Source organism: Arthrobacter sp. Bz4, assembly GCF_003075455.1.
GTDB lineage: Bacteria > Actinomycetota > Actinomycetes > Actinomycetales > Micrococcaceae > Arthrobacter_D.
In genome coordinates this window covers 1-14,093 of the sequence record NZ_QDAE01000033.1, presented here as the reverse complement: position 1 = coordinate 14,093, position 14,093 = coordinate 1, and the positions used below count along the sequence as shown (strand labels likewise).

Sequence of the window (14,093 nt, the reverse complement as noted above, 5' to 3'; positions counted from 1 at the left end):
GGCAGTCGCAGCGCAGCGATCTCTACCAGGACGTCATCGCCAAGCTGCGGGCAGCCGGCCACCTCTACGAGTCCTTTTCCACGCCCGAAGAGGTTGAGGAACGCCACCGGGCAGCGGGTCGGGACGTGAAGCTGGGCTACGACAACTACGACCGCACCCTCACCGAGGACCAGCAGGAGGCCTTCAGGTGTGAGGGCCGTGGGGCTGTGTTGCGGCTGCGGATGCCCGACGACGACATCACCTTCACCGACCTGGTGCGCGGTGAAATCACCTTCCGTGCCGGGAGCATCCCCGACTTCGCAGTGGTCCGTGCCAACGGTGCTCCCCTCTACACCCTGGTCAACCCGGTGGACGACGCATTGATGGGCATCACCCATGTGCTCAGGGGCGAGGATCTCCTCTCATCAACCCCTCGCCAGATTGCCCTGTATCGGGCGCTGATCGACATTGGCGTCGCCAGTTACATGCCGCTGTTTGGGCACCTGCCCTATGTCATGGGTCAGGGCAACAAGAAACTTTCCAAGCGCGATCCGGAATCAAACCTGTTCCTGCATCGTGAACGCGGCTTCATCCCCGAAGGCCTGCTCAATTACCTTTCACTCCTGGGCTGGAGCCTGTCGGCTGATGAGGACATCTTCACTGTTGACACCCTGGTGGAGAAGTTTGATGTCCACGACGTGCTGGCGAACCCAGCCCGTTTCGACCTCAAGAAAGCCGAGGCGATCAACGGCACCCACGTGCGCCTGCTCGAGGCCGAAGACTTCCGCCAGCGGATCATTCCCTACCTTCAGGGTGCGGGCTTCCTCGGCGAGACCCTGAGCGATCGCGAACGCCAGATCCTGATCGGGGCTGCTCCTCTGATCCAGGAGCGCATCACTCTCCTTCGCGAAGCCCCGGACATGCTGGGTTTCCTCTTCACCGCCGACGCCGGCATTGAGATTGCCGACGACGCCCGCAAGGGTCTGCCAGCAAACCTCGGGGAAGTCCTCGACGCAGCGCAGGCCGCGCTGCAGCCGCTCGACGACTGGACCACCGAGACCATTCAGGATGCGCTCCGTCAGGCCCTGGTCGAAGAGCTGGGCATGAAGCCCCGCCTGGCCTTCGGCCCGGTCCGGACAGCCGTCTCCGGCAAGCGGATCTCGCCGCCGCTCTTTGAATCGATGGTCATTCTCGGCAAGGAATCCTCGCTGGCCCGGATCGCCGCCTTCCGCAGCGTGGCCGGCTGATCATGGAGCACCTCCCGGACATCGCCGGGGTGTTGTTCGATATCGACGACACCCTGGTGGATCTGGAAACCGCGATGGGAAGGACCCTCCACCATGTGGGGGCGGACACCCTCGCGCATCTCAGCGACGCGGACTGGACCGAGTACAAGCGGTTGTACGCCCACGACCCGCTGGGCTCCTATGACCGGTTCCTCGCGGGGGAGTTGACCTTCACCGAGCAGCGGCTGGATCGGGTCCGGCATGCGCAGGCTGCCTTCGTCGAGGAACCACTCGAGGGTGAGGCTGCCCGCCACTGGAACACCGCGTATGAGGCGACGCTGCCCCTGCACTTCGCACCGTACGACGACGTCGTCCCCCTCCTGGACGCGTTGGAGAGCCGACGCATCCCCTACGGGGCGGTCAGCAACAATGTGCACGATTACCAGCGCGCCAAGCTCAACCGGTCGGGGTTGTCCCGGTTCGAGGTCCTCGTCGGGATCGACACGGTTGGCGTGGCAAAACCGGATCCGGCGATCTACCTGGAAGGTGCACGGCAGTTGGGCACCCTGCCGGAGCGCACCCTCTATGTGGGAGACAACAGGGTGGTCGACGCCGAGGGCGCCGACGCTGCGGGGTTGATCGGGGTGTGGCTGGACCGGCGTGACGCCGGGACCGGGGACTTCACAGGTCGCCGGATCACCTCACTGGCGGGCGTTTTGCAGTTACTGCCGCACATCCGGTAAAGTGATCTCTCGGCGCAGAGCGGTTTCCGCGGCCCGGATGCTCCGTCAGGAGCGCTCCGGTATGTGCCATTGGGGTATGGTGTAATTGGCAACACACTGGTTTCTGGTACCAACATTCTAGGTTCGAGTCCTGGTACCCCAGCGTTAGATCCGGACAATTTGGCCGGATCTATCAGATGTGAAACAATCATCTAGCTCGTTTGGCGCAGGCCAGACAGCACACAGTACTGGCCCCATCGTATAGCGGCCTAGTACGCTGCCCTCTCACGGCGGTAACGCGGGTTCGAATCCCGCTGGGGTCACAGATACCCCCGGAATCCCATGGATTCCGGGGGTTTTTCTTTGCCCTACCGCAGGCACCCTGAGCCGTACGGCAGAATGGGGTGGTGACTGACACCCTTCCTGCCGCCGATGCCCAGCCGCTTCTGGCGACGCTACGCCAGACAGGGGAGGCGCTGCGTGGGTTGTCCTTTCCTCTGGCGGTGCATGGCGCGGACAGCGCCCAGCTCAACGCTTCGGCAACCGCGGCCCAGCTCGAGGACTATGTACTTCCGAGGTTACTCAGCCTTGACGCCCCGCTGCTGGCCGTCGTCGGCGGATCCACAGGAGCCGGAAAGTCCACCCTGGTCAACGCCATCGTGGGACATCCAGTCACCCGCTCCGGGGCCATCCGACCCACCACCCGGCAACCAGTCCTGCTGCATCACCCGGCCGATGGTCACTGGTTCTCGGACCAACGGGTCCTGCCCACACTGAGCCGGGTACGCGCCGTCGAACCCGGGACCGAACAGCCCGCCGATACCCTGGCCGCTGGTGCAGGGGCCTTACTGCTCCGGCCCGACCCGATGATTCCGTTGGGCCTCGCGCTGCTGGACGCCCCGGACCTCGACTCGATCGCCGACGAGAACCGGCGGCTTTCCGGCCAGCTCCTCGCAGCGGCTGATCTGTGGGTCTTCGTCACCACCGCGAACCGTTACGCCGATGCTGTGCCGTGGAAACTGCTGGCCGATGCTGCGGCACGCGACATCCTCCTCGCCGTAGTCCTGGACCGGGTCCCCGCCGGGGTGGAGGAGGAAGTCCGCAGCGACCTGCACACGTTGCTGGCGAACGCCGATCTCGGCCACGCGCCTATCTTCATCATCCCGGAGCTGCCGCTCGACCCGGCGGGAATGCTCCCGGCAGATGCGGTTGACCCCATCCGCCGGTGGCTGCGGGCGCTGGCGGCCGACGCCACCGGCCGGCAGGAAATTGCCCGCCGCACCCTCTACGGGGCAGTCCGCTCTGTGGCGGGCCGGGTCCACGACGCAGCCGACGCTCAGGACGAGCAGCACACCGAATATCTCCGGCTGCGGGATGCGGCGACCCGCGCGTACGACGACGCCCTCCAGGGGATCCTCGAATCCACCCAGGACGGGACACTGCTCCGCGGTGAGGTGCTGGCGCGCTGGCAGGACTTTGTCGGCACGGGGGAGTTCATGCGGGGCCTTGAATCGCGGGTCGGCCGGGTGCGCGACGCCATGGGCTCGTTCCTCACCGGTCGGCCCACGCGGGCGGTGACCGTGGAGACGGCCATCGAGACCGGGCTCCACGCTGTCATCGTGGAACAGGCGGCGCAGGCAGCACAGAAGACTGAACATTCCTGGCGGGACGGCGACGCCGGCCGGGAACTGCTCACCGGGCTACCGCCAGGCGGCGACGACTTCCCGGCCACCGTGGCGCGGGAGATCCGCGCCTGGCAGAAGGACCTGCTGGACCTGGTCAGTTCCGAGGGCGCGAACAAGCGATTCACTGCCCGGATGCTGTCCTTCGGCGTGAACGGCGTAGCAGTCGCTCTCATGGTGGTGGTGTTCGCCTCCACCGCAGGGTTGAGCGGACTGGAGATCGGGGTGGCAGGTGGCTCCGCCGTCGTCGGGCAGAAACTCCTCGAAGCAGTCTTCGGCGAGGACGCTGTCCGACGGCTGGCGAAATCTGCCCGCGACAACCTGCAGCGCCGGTGTGAGTCGCTCCTTCTCACCGAGCAGCAGCGCTACCTCACACTGCTGGAGCCGGCAGCCCGGCAGCTCCCGGCTGACACCCTGCGGGCCTATGCCCGTGACCTTGACTCACGCGGTTCGGATAAGCCTGACCTGAACAGCGACGATGCCCCTGACCGTGGGGACGACGACGAAGGCCACGCGCATGAAGGACACGGCCGGTGAGCCGGCACAAGGGCAAGCTGGCCGAATCAGCAGTCCAGAACCAGCTTGAAGCTCTGGATACCGCACGGGAGCTGGCCGTGGGGCGCCTCCCCGAGCAGGACCTGAGGGCCGCCTACGAGGTGCTGGACCGCGCCAGCACCCGCCGCTCCTTGTCCGCCGCCCACACCGTCGTCGGCATTTTTGGCCCCACCGGCAGTGGCAAGTCCTCGCTGCTGAACGCACTGACTGGGACCGAGGTCGCGCGGGTGGCAGCGCGCCGCCCCACCACCTCCGAACCCCTCGCCGTGCTCTGGAAATCCGAGGGCAGCGGCCCGCTCCTGGACTGGCTGCAGGTGGCCCAGCGGCACGAACTGCCCGATCACTCGCGGCTGGCCTTCGGGGGGCGAACCTCCGCCGACGACGGCGACGGATTGATCCTGCTGGACCTCCCAGATTTCGACTCCACCGCTGCAAGCCACCGCGAGGTGGTGGAGCGTCTGGCAGGGCAGGTCGACGTCCTGCTCTGGGTGGTCGACCCACAGAAATACGCCGACGCCGCCCTGCATCACGGCTTCCTCCGACGCATGTCCACCCACGGCGCCGTCACCATGGTGGCGCTGAACCAGACCGATCGTCTGATCGGGGACGACGTGGACCAGGTGACGGCTTCGCTGCGCGGCATCCTCGCCGACGAGGGACTCCCCTCTGTGGCAGTGCACCCGGTCTCGGCTGCCACCGGCGCCGGACTGGACCAGCTCGTGACGGAGATTGGGCAGACGGTAAAACGTCGGCAGGCTGCCACCGCGCGGCTCACGGCGGATGTCACGGCGGCTGCCACGCAGCTGGCCGGGCACGCTGGACCGACCGACGCCGTCCTGCCGCCCAAAGCGGCACGGTCACGGCTGGTGGAGCGGCTGGCTGGAGCCGTCGGCACCGAGACGGTGGTCGATGCGGTCGTAGGTTCCTACCGGCGGGACGCCCACGCCGCGACGGGGTGGCCGGTCACCCGCTGGCTGGGCAAGCTTAGGCCCGACCCGCTGCGTCGCCTGAACCTGCGCCGGTCGGATGTGAACGCAGCAGTCAATCGCACCTCACTGCCCACCCCGGGACCGGCGCAACGCGCCGCCATGGACGGGGCACTGCGGGAGTACGCCGACGCTGCAGCCCAATCGGTCAGCGGACCCTGGCGCGAGCAGATCCGCGGTGCAGCCCAGGGGGCGAACGAATCACTCGCCGACGGACTGGACCAGGCCATCGCGCAAACCGACCTTCGCTGGGGTACACGGTCCTGGTGGTGGCCGGTGATCGGCCTGCTGCAATGGCTGCTGTTCGCTGCGGGTGTCGCCGGGCTGGGATGGCTTGGCGTGCTCGCCGCGCTGGGCTTCCTGCAGCTTCCAGCACCCGAGACGCCGATGGTTGAGGGCTTCCCGCTGCCCACGCTGCTGGCGATCGGGGGAGCGGTACTGGGAATCGCGGTGTCGTTGCTCTCTGCTGTTGCAGCCAAAGTGTCGGCTGGTTCGCGGGGACGCCGCGCACGACGGCGGCTCCACGCCGCGGTGGCCCAGGTCGCCGCGCGGGACGTGGTGGCTCCGGTCGAGGCCGAGATCACCAGGTACAACGGGTTCCGGAAGGCTGTCACCGCAGCTCGCGGCCGGGGCTAGGACTGGACCCGGCTAAACCTGACCGGGCTAAACCTGACCGGGCTAAACCTGCCCCGGCTGAACCTGACCGGGCTAAACCTGCCCCAGCTAAGCGTTGAAGGCCGCAAGTACCTTCTGCAGGGTCCTCAGATTCCGGGTGGTGGTCGAGTTCTTGAACCGCGGCTTGGCGGTCAGCTTGCTCAGTGGAGACTCAAGGGTTCCACCACGCGGCGCCCACCAGGCGGCGGCCTCGGGGCCCAGCACCGTCAGGCCCGGCTCAAGTCCTGCGCTCGCTTCCACGAGATCGGCGAGCGCGGCCGGATCCGAGAACAGGGTGAGATAGATGTGGTTAGCGGGGTCGTCGGCGGGAAAAGGACAGGCCTCCACCAGCTCGCGCAGCCTGCCGGCCTCGATGATCACCACCCACGCGTCATACCCGAAGGTAACGCGCAGCAGCCTCTCAACCGACTCCTTGAGCTCATCAGCTGCCAGATCGGTGGTACAGGTGACGTTGCCTGACGCCAGGAGCGTTGTCACCCTGCTGACGTTGAGTGTCTCGACGGCGGCGCGCAGGTCAGCCATCTTGAGGATAATTCCGCCGACGTTGACCCCACGGAGGAAGATTGCATATTCAGTCATGGCACACCCCCAGTCATGCCACACCAACAGCCATAGCCACACCCTATCGAGGTGCGGGCTTCGAGGCGATCAGTCGGCGGTTTTGCCGACGGCGTGGGTGAGCTGCTGGGCAGCGTTGAGGACCACTTGAGCGTGGATGCGTCCGGGCTGACGGGTCAGCCGCTCCATTGGTCCCGAGATGGACACCGCCGCGATCACCCGTCCCGATGGCCCCCTGACCGGCGCCGAAACCGAGGCAACCCCCGCCTCCCGTTCGCCGAGGCTCTGGGCCCAGCCCCGACGTCGTACTCCGGCCAGTACCGTCGGGGTGAACCGGGCTTCCTGTAATCCTTTGAGGAGGCGGTCGTGGTCTTCCCAGGCCAGCAGGCATTGGGCCGCGGAGCCAGCTTTCATGGAGAGCTGGGTGCCCACCGGGATGGTGTCGCGGAGACCGATCGGGCGTTCTGCCGACGCCACGCAAACACGCCACTCGCCCTGCCGACGGAACAGCTGCGCGCTCTCACCGGTCGCGTCCCGCAGGTGCAGCAGGACGGGGGACGCCGATGCAATCAACCGGTCCTCACCGGCAGCGGCAGCCAGTTCAACCAGGCGGCTGCCGAGCACAAAGCGGCCCTGAATATCGCGGCTGACCAGCCGGTGATGCACCAGGGCCTGCGCCAGGCGATGCACAGTGGGACGGGCCAGCCCGGTTGCCGCCACGAGCTGCGCCAGGGTGGTGGGACCCGCTTCGAGGGCGTCGAGCACGGTCGCCGCTTTGTCTATCACACCTACACCGCTAATATTGTCCATAGGATGATATTGCCGTCTCAGCATTTGAGATGCAACTGTCTGGGCAACTGTCTGGGATGTAACTTTTTGGGATGCATCCGTCCGAGACGTCAGTAGAAGAGCTCCGAAGGGAAACCGGTCATGGGCAACACGCTCGCAGAGAAGGTCTGGGACGCACACGTTGTGCGCAAGGGCGAGGTGCAGGGTGCCGAATCCCAGCCGGACCTGCTCTACGTCGATCTCCACCTGGTCCATGAAGTCACCTCTCCGCAGGCCTTCGAGGGGCTGCGGTTGGCGGGTCGCCCGCTGCGCCGGCCGGACCTCACCATTGCCACCGAGGATCACAACACCCCCACCTGGGACATCGACAAGCCGATCGCTGACCTCACCAGCCGCACCCAGATCGAAACCCTCCGCGCGAACTGCAAAGAGTTTGGGGTGCGCCTGCATTCACTGGGCGACGCCGAACAGGGCATCGTTCACATCATCGGCCCGCAGTTGGGCCTCACCCAGCCGGGCCTGACGGTGGTCTGCGGTGATTCGCACACCTCCACCCACGGGGCGTTTGGTGCCCTGGCGCTCGGCATCGGCACCTCAGAGGTGGAGCACGTGATGGCCACCCAGACCCTGTCGCTCAAACCGTTCAAGACCATGGCCATCACGGTGGAGGGCACCCTGAAGCCCGGTGTGACCTCCAAGGACATCATCCTTGCGGTCATCGCCAAGATCGGCACCGGCGGTGGGCAGGGCTATGTGCTCGAATACCGTGGCTCTGCCATCCGTGCGCTGTCCATGGAAGCGCGGATGACCATCTGCAACATGTCCATCGAGGCCGGAGCCCGTGCCGGCATGGTCGCCCCGGACGACACCACCTTCGAGTACCTGAAAGACAAGCCCCACGCACCGCAGGGCGAGGACTGGGATGCCGCCGTCGAGAACTGGAGGACGCTGCGCACCGACGACGACGCCGTCTTCGACGCCGAAGTGTTCCTCGACGCCGATGAGCTGGAGCCCTTCGTCACCTGGGGTACCAACCCCGGCCAGGGCGTCTCACTGTCGCAGGCCGTGCCGTCCCCTGACGATTTCGCCGACGAGAACGACAAGGCGGCCTGCGAACGTGCCCTCGAGTACATGGCACTGGACGCCGGCACCCCCATGAAGGACATCAGGGTGGACACCGTGTTCCTTGGCTCCTGCACCAACAGCCGGATCGAGGACTTGCGGATTGCCGCCGACATCATCCGCGGCCGGGTCAAGGACCCGAACATCCGCATGATGGTGGTTCCCGGGTCAGCTCGGGTTCGCCTCGATGCCGAGGCCGAGGGCCTGGACCAGGTGTTCAAGGACTTCGGCGCGGAATGGCGTTTCGCTGGCTGCTCAATGTGTCTGGGCATGAACCCGGACCAGCTGGCGCCGGGGGAGCGGTGCGCATCGACGTCGAACCGCAACTTCGAGGGCCGGCAGGGCAAGGGTGGCCGCACCCACCTGGTGTCCCCGGTAGTCGCCGCCGCAACCGCGGTCCGCGGAACCCTCAGCTCGCCGTCCGATCTCGAGCCATTGCCGCCCGCCACAACAGGCCAGCACGACGACGTCGTTGCCTCAGCCGCGAACGCCGCCTAGGAGCTTCCCATGGAAAAGATCATCACCCACACCGGAATCGGCGTGCCGCTGCGCCAGAGCAATATCGACACCGACCAGATCATCCCGGCGGTGTACCTGAAGCGCATCACGAGAACGGGGTTCGAGGACGCCCTGTTCGCCGAGTGGCGGAAGGACCCGAACTTCATCCTCAACCAGGCTCCGTTCAGCGCCGGTTCGGTCCTTGTCGCGGGGCCGGATTTCGGTACCGGCTCCTCTCGTGAACACGCGGTCTGGGCGCTGAAGGACTACGGGTTCAAGGCCGTGCTGGCGTCCCGGTTCGCCGATATTTTCCGCGGCAACTCCGGCAAACAGGGTCTGGTCGCGGCGCAGCTGGCCCAGGATGACATTGAGCTGATCTGGAAGGTCCTCGAGAATCATCCCGGCACCGAGGTCACCGTCAACCTGGAGGAACGCACCGTCAGCTGCGGCAGCGTGACGGCTCCGTTCCAGATCGATGATTACACCCGCTGGCGGTTGCTGGAGGGCCTCGACGACATCGGTCTGACGTTGACCCACGAGGAAACCATCACCAGATATGAGGCCTCCCGCCCGGCGTGGAAGCCGAAGACCCTCCCCGTGCGCACCTGAGCCACGCCCGACGGTGAGCAAGGTCATCGGCGGCGGAGCTTTCCTGCGGAACGGCGGGGAATGAATGGGGCAGATCGAGAGTTTTCGACAGTAGCCCCGGGGAGTCTATTTCAGTCTTCCTAGACATGCTCCTATGCTTAGCGGGAGGCAATTGCTGCTTTGGGGGCAATCTCTGTTGTGTGCAAATCGAAGAAAATAGGTGTTCATGGGAAGCGTGCTGACCATTCGTGGTGGAGTCCCTCTGACCGGCAAGGTCTCCGTTCGTGGAGCCAAAAACCTGGTGCCCAAAGCGATGGTGGCGACCCTGCTGGGTAATGCTCCCTCGGTCCTGCGGAATGTCCCTGAGATCAAGGACGTCGAGGTTGTCACCAGCCTTTTGAAGCTCCACGGCGTTGAGGTCACCAAGGACCCCGTCACCGGTGACCTGAGCATGGACCCCAAGGGCGCGAAGATGGCCCAGTCCAAGGACATCGACGCCCACGCCGGCGACTCACGCATCCCCATCCTCTTCTGCGGCCCCCTGATGCACAGCATCGGGGAAGCCTTCATCCCCGACCTGGGCGGCTGCAAAATCGGCGACCGCCCGATCGACTACCACATGCAGGTGCTGCGCAACTTCGGCGCCGTCGTGGACAAGCGTCCCGGTGGCATCTCCATTTCGGCGCCCAAGGGTCTGCACGGCGCGAAGCTCGAACTGCCGTACCCGAGCGTCGGTGCCACCGAGCAGGTACTGCTGACCGCTACCCGGGCCGAGGGCATCACCGAACTCAAGGGTGCCGCCGTCGAACCCGAAATCATGGACCTGATCGCCGTCCTCCAGAAAATGGGCGCGATCATCACGGTGCAGACCGACCGCACCATCCGCATCGAGGGCGTCAGTGAGCTGAGTGGCTTCAACCACAAGGCCATTTCCGACCGCAACGAAACCGCATCCTGGGCATCAGCAGCGCTGGTCACCCAGGGTGACATCTACGTTGAGGGTGCGCGTCAGCTCGATCTGACCGCCTTCCTGAATACCTACCGAAAGATCGGTGGAGCGTTCGACGTCGACGACGACGGCATCCGTTTCTACCATCCCGGCGGAAAGCTGTCCCCACTGGTCCTGGAAACCGATGTGCACCCCGGGTTCATGACCGACTGGCAGCAGCCGCTCGTCGTCGCCCTCACCCAGGCGGAGGGCGTGTCGATTGTTCACGAGACCGTCTACGAGAACCGTTTCGGCTTCACCGATGCCCTGATCCGGATGGGTGCCAACATCCAGGTACACCGCGAATGCCTGGGTAGCGTCCCGTGCCGGTTTGGGCAGCGGAACTTCCTCCACTCGGCGGTCATTTCCGGTCCGGCGCAGTTGCATGGCGCGGACATTGATATCCCCGACCTGCGCGGCGGCTTCAGCCACCTCATCGCCGCCCTCGCGGCGAAGGGCACCTCACGGGTGACCGGCATCGAGCTGATCAACCGCGGCTACGAACGTTTCCAGGACAAGCTCGAAGGCCTGGGAGCCGATTTCGATATCTCCTCAGATACTGCTGAATCGGACACTGCTGAACCGGATACTGCTGAACCGGATACTGCTGAACCGGATACTGCTGAATCAGACGCCGCTGTGACCGACGCTGCTGTGGCATTGGTGGAGGGCGGCCGCTAGGCTCGCGGCACTCGTTTATGACTGAATCCAGAAGATCCCGCGCCACGTTCGCCGTGCTCTCCGTCACCGTGCGTCCCATCATGAACACGTTGATGTCGAAGGAGTGGTCAGGCGCGGAGAAACTGCCGCGGGACACCGGGTTCATTGTGTGCCCCAACCACATCACCGAGATTGACCCGGTGGTGATCGGACATTTTCTGTTCAATCAGAAGGTGACACCGCATTTCCTTGCCAAGCGTCGCTGTTCAAGGTGCCGGTCATGGGCTGGATCCTCCGTGCTACCGGGCAGGTGCCGGTGGATCGGACCACTGCCGGCGCCAACAGATCGCTTGAGGCAGCGCGTGAAGCAATCAGCTCCGGCGGCGGCATTGTGGTGTACCCGGAGGGCACCCTGACGCGGGATCCCGACATGTGGCCCATGAAGGGCCGGACCGGTGCCGCGCGGCTCGCATTGCAGACCGGCGCTCCGATCGTCCCGCTTGCCCACTGGGGAGCCCACGAGGTGTTTCCCCGGTACGCCAAACGCTTCTACCTCTTTCCCCGGAAGACCTCCCGGGTGGTGGTCGGGGACCCGGTCGACTTCTCCGACCTGATGGGCAAGCCCATCACCAAGACGGTGCTCGACACCGGAACCGAGCGGATTCTCGACGCGCTGACCGCGCTGGTCGCCGAATTGCGTCAGGAAGCACCGCCCACCGAACGCTGGAACCCGGCGGACAAACACCAGAAAAGCACCGGCAGGAATTTCGAGACCAAGCCTGAGGAGAACTCGTGACCCGGACACCGCCAGCCGTCGTCGCCGTCCTGGGCGCCGGCAGTTGGGGGACCACCTTCGCGAAGATTCTGGCCGACGCCGGTGCCCCACACGGTACGCAGGTGCGCCTGTGGGCCCGCCGCGAGGACGTGGCCGAGGAGATCAACACCACCCGGCGCAACAGCAGGTATCTCGCCGACACGGTGCTGCCCGAGAACATCACCTGTTCCACCGACATTGCCGAGGTGCTCGACGGCGCTGAACTGGTCGCCGTTGCCGTTCCCGCCCAGTCGCTGAGGCCCCAGCTCCAGGCGTGGAAACACCTCCTGCGTGACGACGCGGTGGTGGTCTCGCTGATGAAGGGACTCGAGGTGGGCTCCGATGCCCGCATGAGCCAGGTCATTGCTGCCGAACTGGAGATGCCAGCTGACCGCATTGCCGTCGTTTCTGGGCCTAACCTGGCGCTGGAAATCGCGCGTCAGGAACCCACCGCATCGGTGGTGGCTTGTCCGGATGAGCAAGTGGCCGCGTGGATTGCCGCCGCCTGCACCGCCAGATACTTCAGGCCCTACACCAACCCCGACGTGGTTGGCGTGGAGATCGGCGGGATCGTCAAGAACGTGATTGCCCTTGCCGTCGGAATCTGCGAAGGCAAGCAGATGGGCGATAACACCAAGGCTTCAGTGATTACCCGCGGACTCGCGGAAACCACCAGGCTCGCTGTGGCTCTGGGTGGTGAAGCTGAGACGATGGCCGGCCTCGCCGGGATGGGCGACCTGATCGCCACCTGCTCCTCACCGTTGTCTCGTAACCACACTGCCGGCCGGTTGCTGGGCCACGGCCTGACCCTCGATGAGGTCACCGGGAAGATGAACCAGACGGCCGAGGGGATCAAATCGGCTCAGGCCGTCCTTGATCTTGCCGGCCAACTGGGAGTCGATATGCCCATCACCGAGAACGTGGTGGCGGTACTTCAGGGCACCGTCTCCGTCCATGACCTGGGGGCGCGTCTACTGTCCCGCGAACTGAAATCCGAAGGCTGACTGTGACTGTTGTTCCCCCTGAAACCGCCCGTCTTGATCCGACGCGACGGCCGCGGGTGCTCGTCCTCTTCGGTGGACGATCCAGTGAACACGCGGTCAGCTGCATCACCGCGGCCGGCGTGCTCGACGCGATCGACCGGGACAAGTACGAGATCATTCCGGTAGGGATCGCCAAGAACGGCCAGTGGGTTCAGGTGTCGGGTGACCCGTCCCAGTGGTCCCTTCGTTCCGCAACACTTCCCGAGGTCCCCACCTCTGACGAGTCCCTGGTCCTGGCAGCGTCAGGGGCTGGCCAGAACCTTGCATCCACTGAGCTGATGGTGACCGCGGCCGAACAGATGCCGCGCAGCCTCGGCGGGATCGACGTCGTCGTGCCCCTGCTGCACGGCCCATTCGGTGAGGACGGCACGCTGCAGGGCCTGCTGGAAATGGCCGACATCCGCTATGTGGGCGCCGGTGTGCTGGCCTCTGCTGTGGGCATGGACAAGCATTACATGAAGGTGGTCTTCGCCGCCGCCGGCCTGACGGTGGGACCCTATGAGGTCATCACCGACCGCCAGTGGGCCAACGACCGTGACGGGTGCCTCGGGCGAGCGGCGGCCCTGGGGTTTCCCTCCTTCGTCAAGCCTGCCCGCGCCGGATCCTCGATGGGGATCACGCGGGTCGCTTCGGAATCTGATCTTGCCGCCGCCATCGAGGCTGCCCGGGAGTTCGATCCCAAGGTGCTCGTGGAGGCGGGCATCATCGGTCGGGAAATCGAGGTTGCTGTGCTGCAGGGTCGCGGCACTAACGAACCGCGGACGTCGCTGCCCGGGGAAATCGCTGTCCAGCCGGGGGAGCACGACTGGTACGACTTCGAAGCCAAATACGTCGACGGCGCCGCCGCCGAACTGAGCTGCCCGGCCGACCTGCCGCCAGCCGCCAGCGACCAGGTCCGGGCGCTTGCCGCTGCAGCGTTCGACGCCGTCGGTGCAGAGGGTTTGTCCCGGGTCGACTTTTTCTACACCCCGTCCGGCGGTCTGATCATCAACGAGATCAACACCATGCCGGGCTTCACGCCAATCAGCATGTATCCGCAGATGTGGGCCAAGTCCGGTCTCACCTATACGGAGCTGATCGACGAGCTGATCGAGTTGGCCCTGAGTCGCAAGACGGGCCTCCGCTAGGTCAGTGCAGCTCGCGCCGCCGTCGTTATGGTGAGCAACCCGGACAGGTCAGGTCAACCTAGACATCGGTGAGGGAATCTC

General features: G+C 65.5%; 11 protein-coding genes, 2 tRNA genes and 1 pseudogene. 12 read left to right on the top strand and 2 right to left on the bottom strand.

What is annotated here, in order from left to right; translation table 11 throughout:
* From gltX to DDA93_RS15145, 6 genes are all read left to right on the top strand, one after another.
* Window positions 1–1,226, top strand: a 1,226-nt coding sequence (gene gltX / locus DDA93_RS15170) for a glutamate--tRNA ligase (RefSeq protein WP_116779209.1), incomplete at its 5' end; no start/stop codon positions are given.
* 2 nt (window positions 1,227–1,228) lie between these two features.
* Window positions 1,229–1,948: an HAD family hydrolase gene (locus tag DDA93_RS15165; protein ID WP_019483026.1), complete on the top strand. Its 720-nt coding sequence runs from the start codon at window positions 1,229–1,231 to the stop codon at window positions 1,946–1,948.
* Window positions 1,949–2,018: 70 nt separating this feature from the next.
* Window positions 2,019–2,090 (top strand) — tRNA-Gln (locus DDA93_RS15160).
* An 87-nt stretch (window positions 2,091–2,177) separates the two neighbouring features.
* Window positions 2,178–2,250: transfer RNA gene (locus tag DDA93_RS15155), tRNA-Glu, on the top strand.
* 84 nt (window positions 2,251–2,334) lie between these two features.
* Window positions 2,335–4,146, top strand: a complete 1,812-nt coding sequence (locus DDA93_RS15150; protein WP_116779208.1) for a dynamin family protein — start codon at window positions 2,335–2,337, stop codon at window positions 4,144–4,146.
* Window positions 4,143–5,786 (top strand): GTPase, encoded by a 1,644-nt coding sequence (locus DDA93_RS15145; RefSeq protein WP_116779207.1) that lies wholly within the window; start codon window positions 4,143–4,145, stop codon window positions 5,784–5,786. Before DDA93_RS15150 ends, DDA93_RS15145 begins: the two co-directional genes overlap by 4 nt.
* Before the next feature lie 87 nt (window positions 5,787–5,873).
* On the opposite strand, the gene DDA93_RS15140 is transcribed toward DDA93_RS15145, so the two are convergent.
* Complete coding sequence (locus DDA93_RS15140; protein WP_116779206.1) at window positions 5,874–6,404, bottom strand: DUF1697 domain-containing protein; 531 nt, start codon at window positions 6,402–6,404, stop codon at window positions 5,874–5,876.
* Window positions 6,405–6,473: 69 nt separating this feature from the next.
* The gene (locus DDA93_RS15135) at window positions 6,474–7,193 is read right to left on the bottom strand and encodes an IclR family transcriptional regulator (RefSeq protein ID WP_024476100.1); all 720 of its coding nucleotides are present in this window, start codon (window positions 7,191–7,193) and stop codon (window positions 6,474–6,476) included.
* A 120-nt stretch (window positions 7,194–7,313) separates the two neighbouring features.
* On the opposite strand from DDA93_RS15135, the gene leuC reads away from it, so the two are divergent.
* The 6 genes and pseudogenes from leuC to DDA93_RS15105 all read left to right on the top strand — a co-directional run bounded on the left by leuC (window position 7,314) and on the right by DDA93_RS15105 (window position 14,012).
* On the top strand, window positions 7,314–8,792 hold the full coding sequence (leuC, locus tag DDA93_RS15130) for a 3-isopropylmalate dehydratase large subunit (protein ID WP_116779205.1): 1,479 nt from the start codon (window positions 7,314–7,316) through the stop codon (window positions 8,790–8,792).
* Between the two features lie 9 nt (window positions 8,793–8,801).
* Window positions 8,802–9,401 carry a 3-isopropylmalate dehydratase small subunit gene (leuD, locus tag DDA93_RS15125; protein WP_116779204.1) on the top strand — a complete coding sequence of 200 codons (600 nt, stop codon included), beginning with the start codon at window positions 8,802–8,804 and terminating at the stop codon, window positions 9,399–9,401.
* 205 nt (window positions 9,402–9,606) lie between these two features.
* Window positions 9,607–11,049 carry a UDP-N-acetylglucosamine 1-carboxyvinyltransferase gene (gene murA / locus DDA93_RS15120; protein ID WP_116779203.1) on the top strand — a complete coding sequence of 481 codons (1,443 nt, stop codon included), beginning with the start codon at window positions 9,607–9,609 and terminating at the stop codon, window positions 11,047–11,049.
* Between the two features lie 17 nt (window positions 11,050–11,066).
* A pseudogene (locus DDA93_RS15115) lies at window positions 11,067–11,824 on the top strand (lysophospholipid acyltransferase family protein).
* Window positions 11,821–12,846 (top strand): NAD(P)H-dependent glycerol-3-phosphate dehydrogenase, encoded by a 1,026-nt coding sequence (locus DDA93_RS15110; RefSeq protein ID WP_019483017.1) that lies wholly within the window; start codon window positions 11,821–11,823, stop codon window positions 12,844–12,846. Before DDA93_RS15115 ends, DDA93_RS15110 begins: the two are co-directional and overlap by 4 nt.
* A gap of 2 nt (window positions 12,847–12,848) precedes the next feature.
* Window positions 12,849–14,012, top strand: a complete 1,164-nt coding sequence (locus DDA93_RS15105) for a D-alanine--D-alanine ligase family protein (protein WP_116779202.1) — start codon at window positions 12,849–12,851, stop codon at window positions 14,010–14,012.
* The last annotated feature ends 81 nt before the right edge of the window (window positions 14,013–14,093 follow it).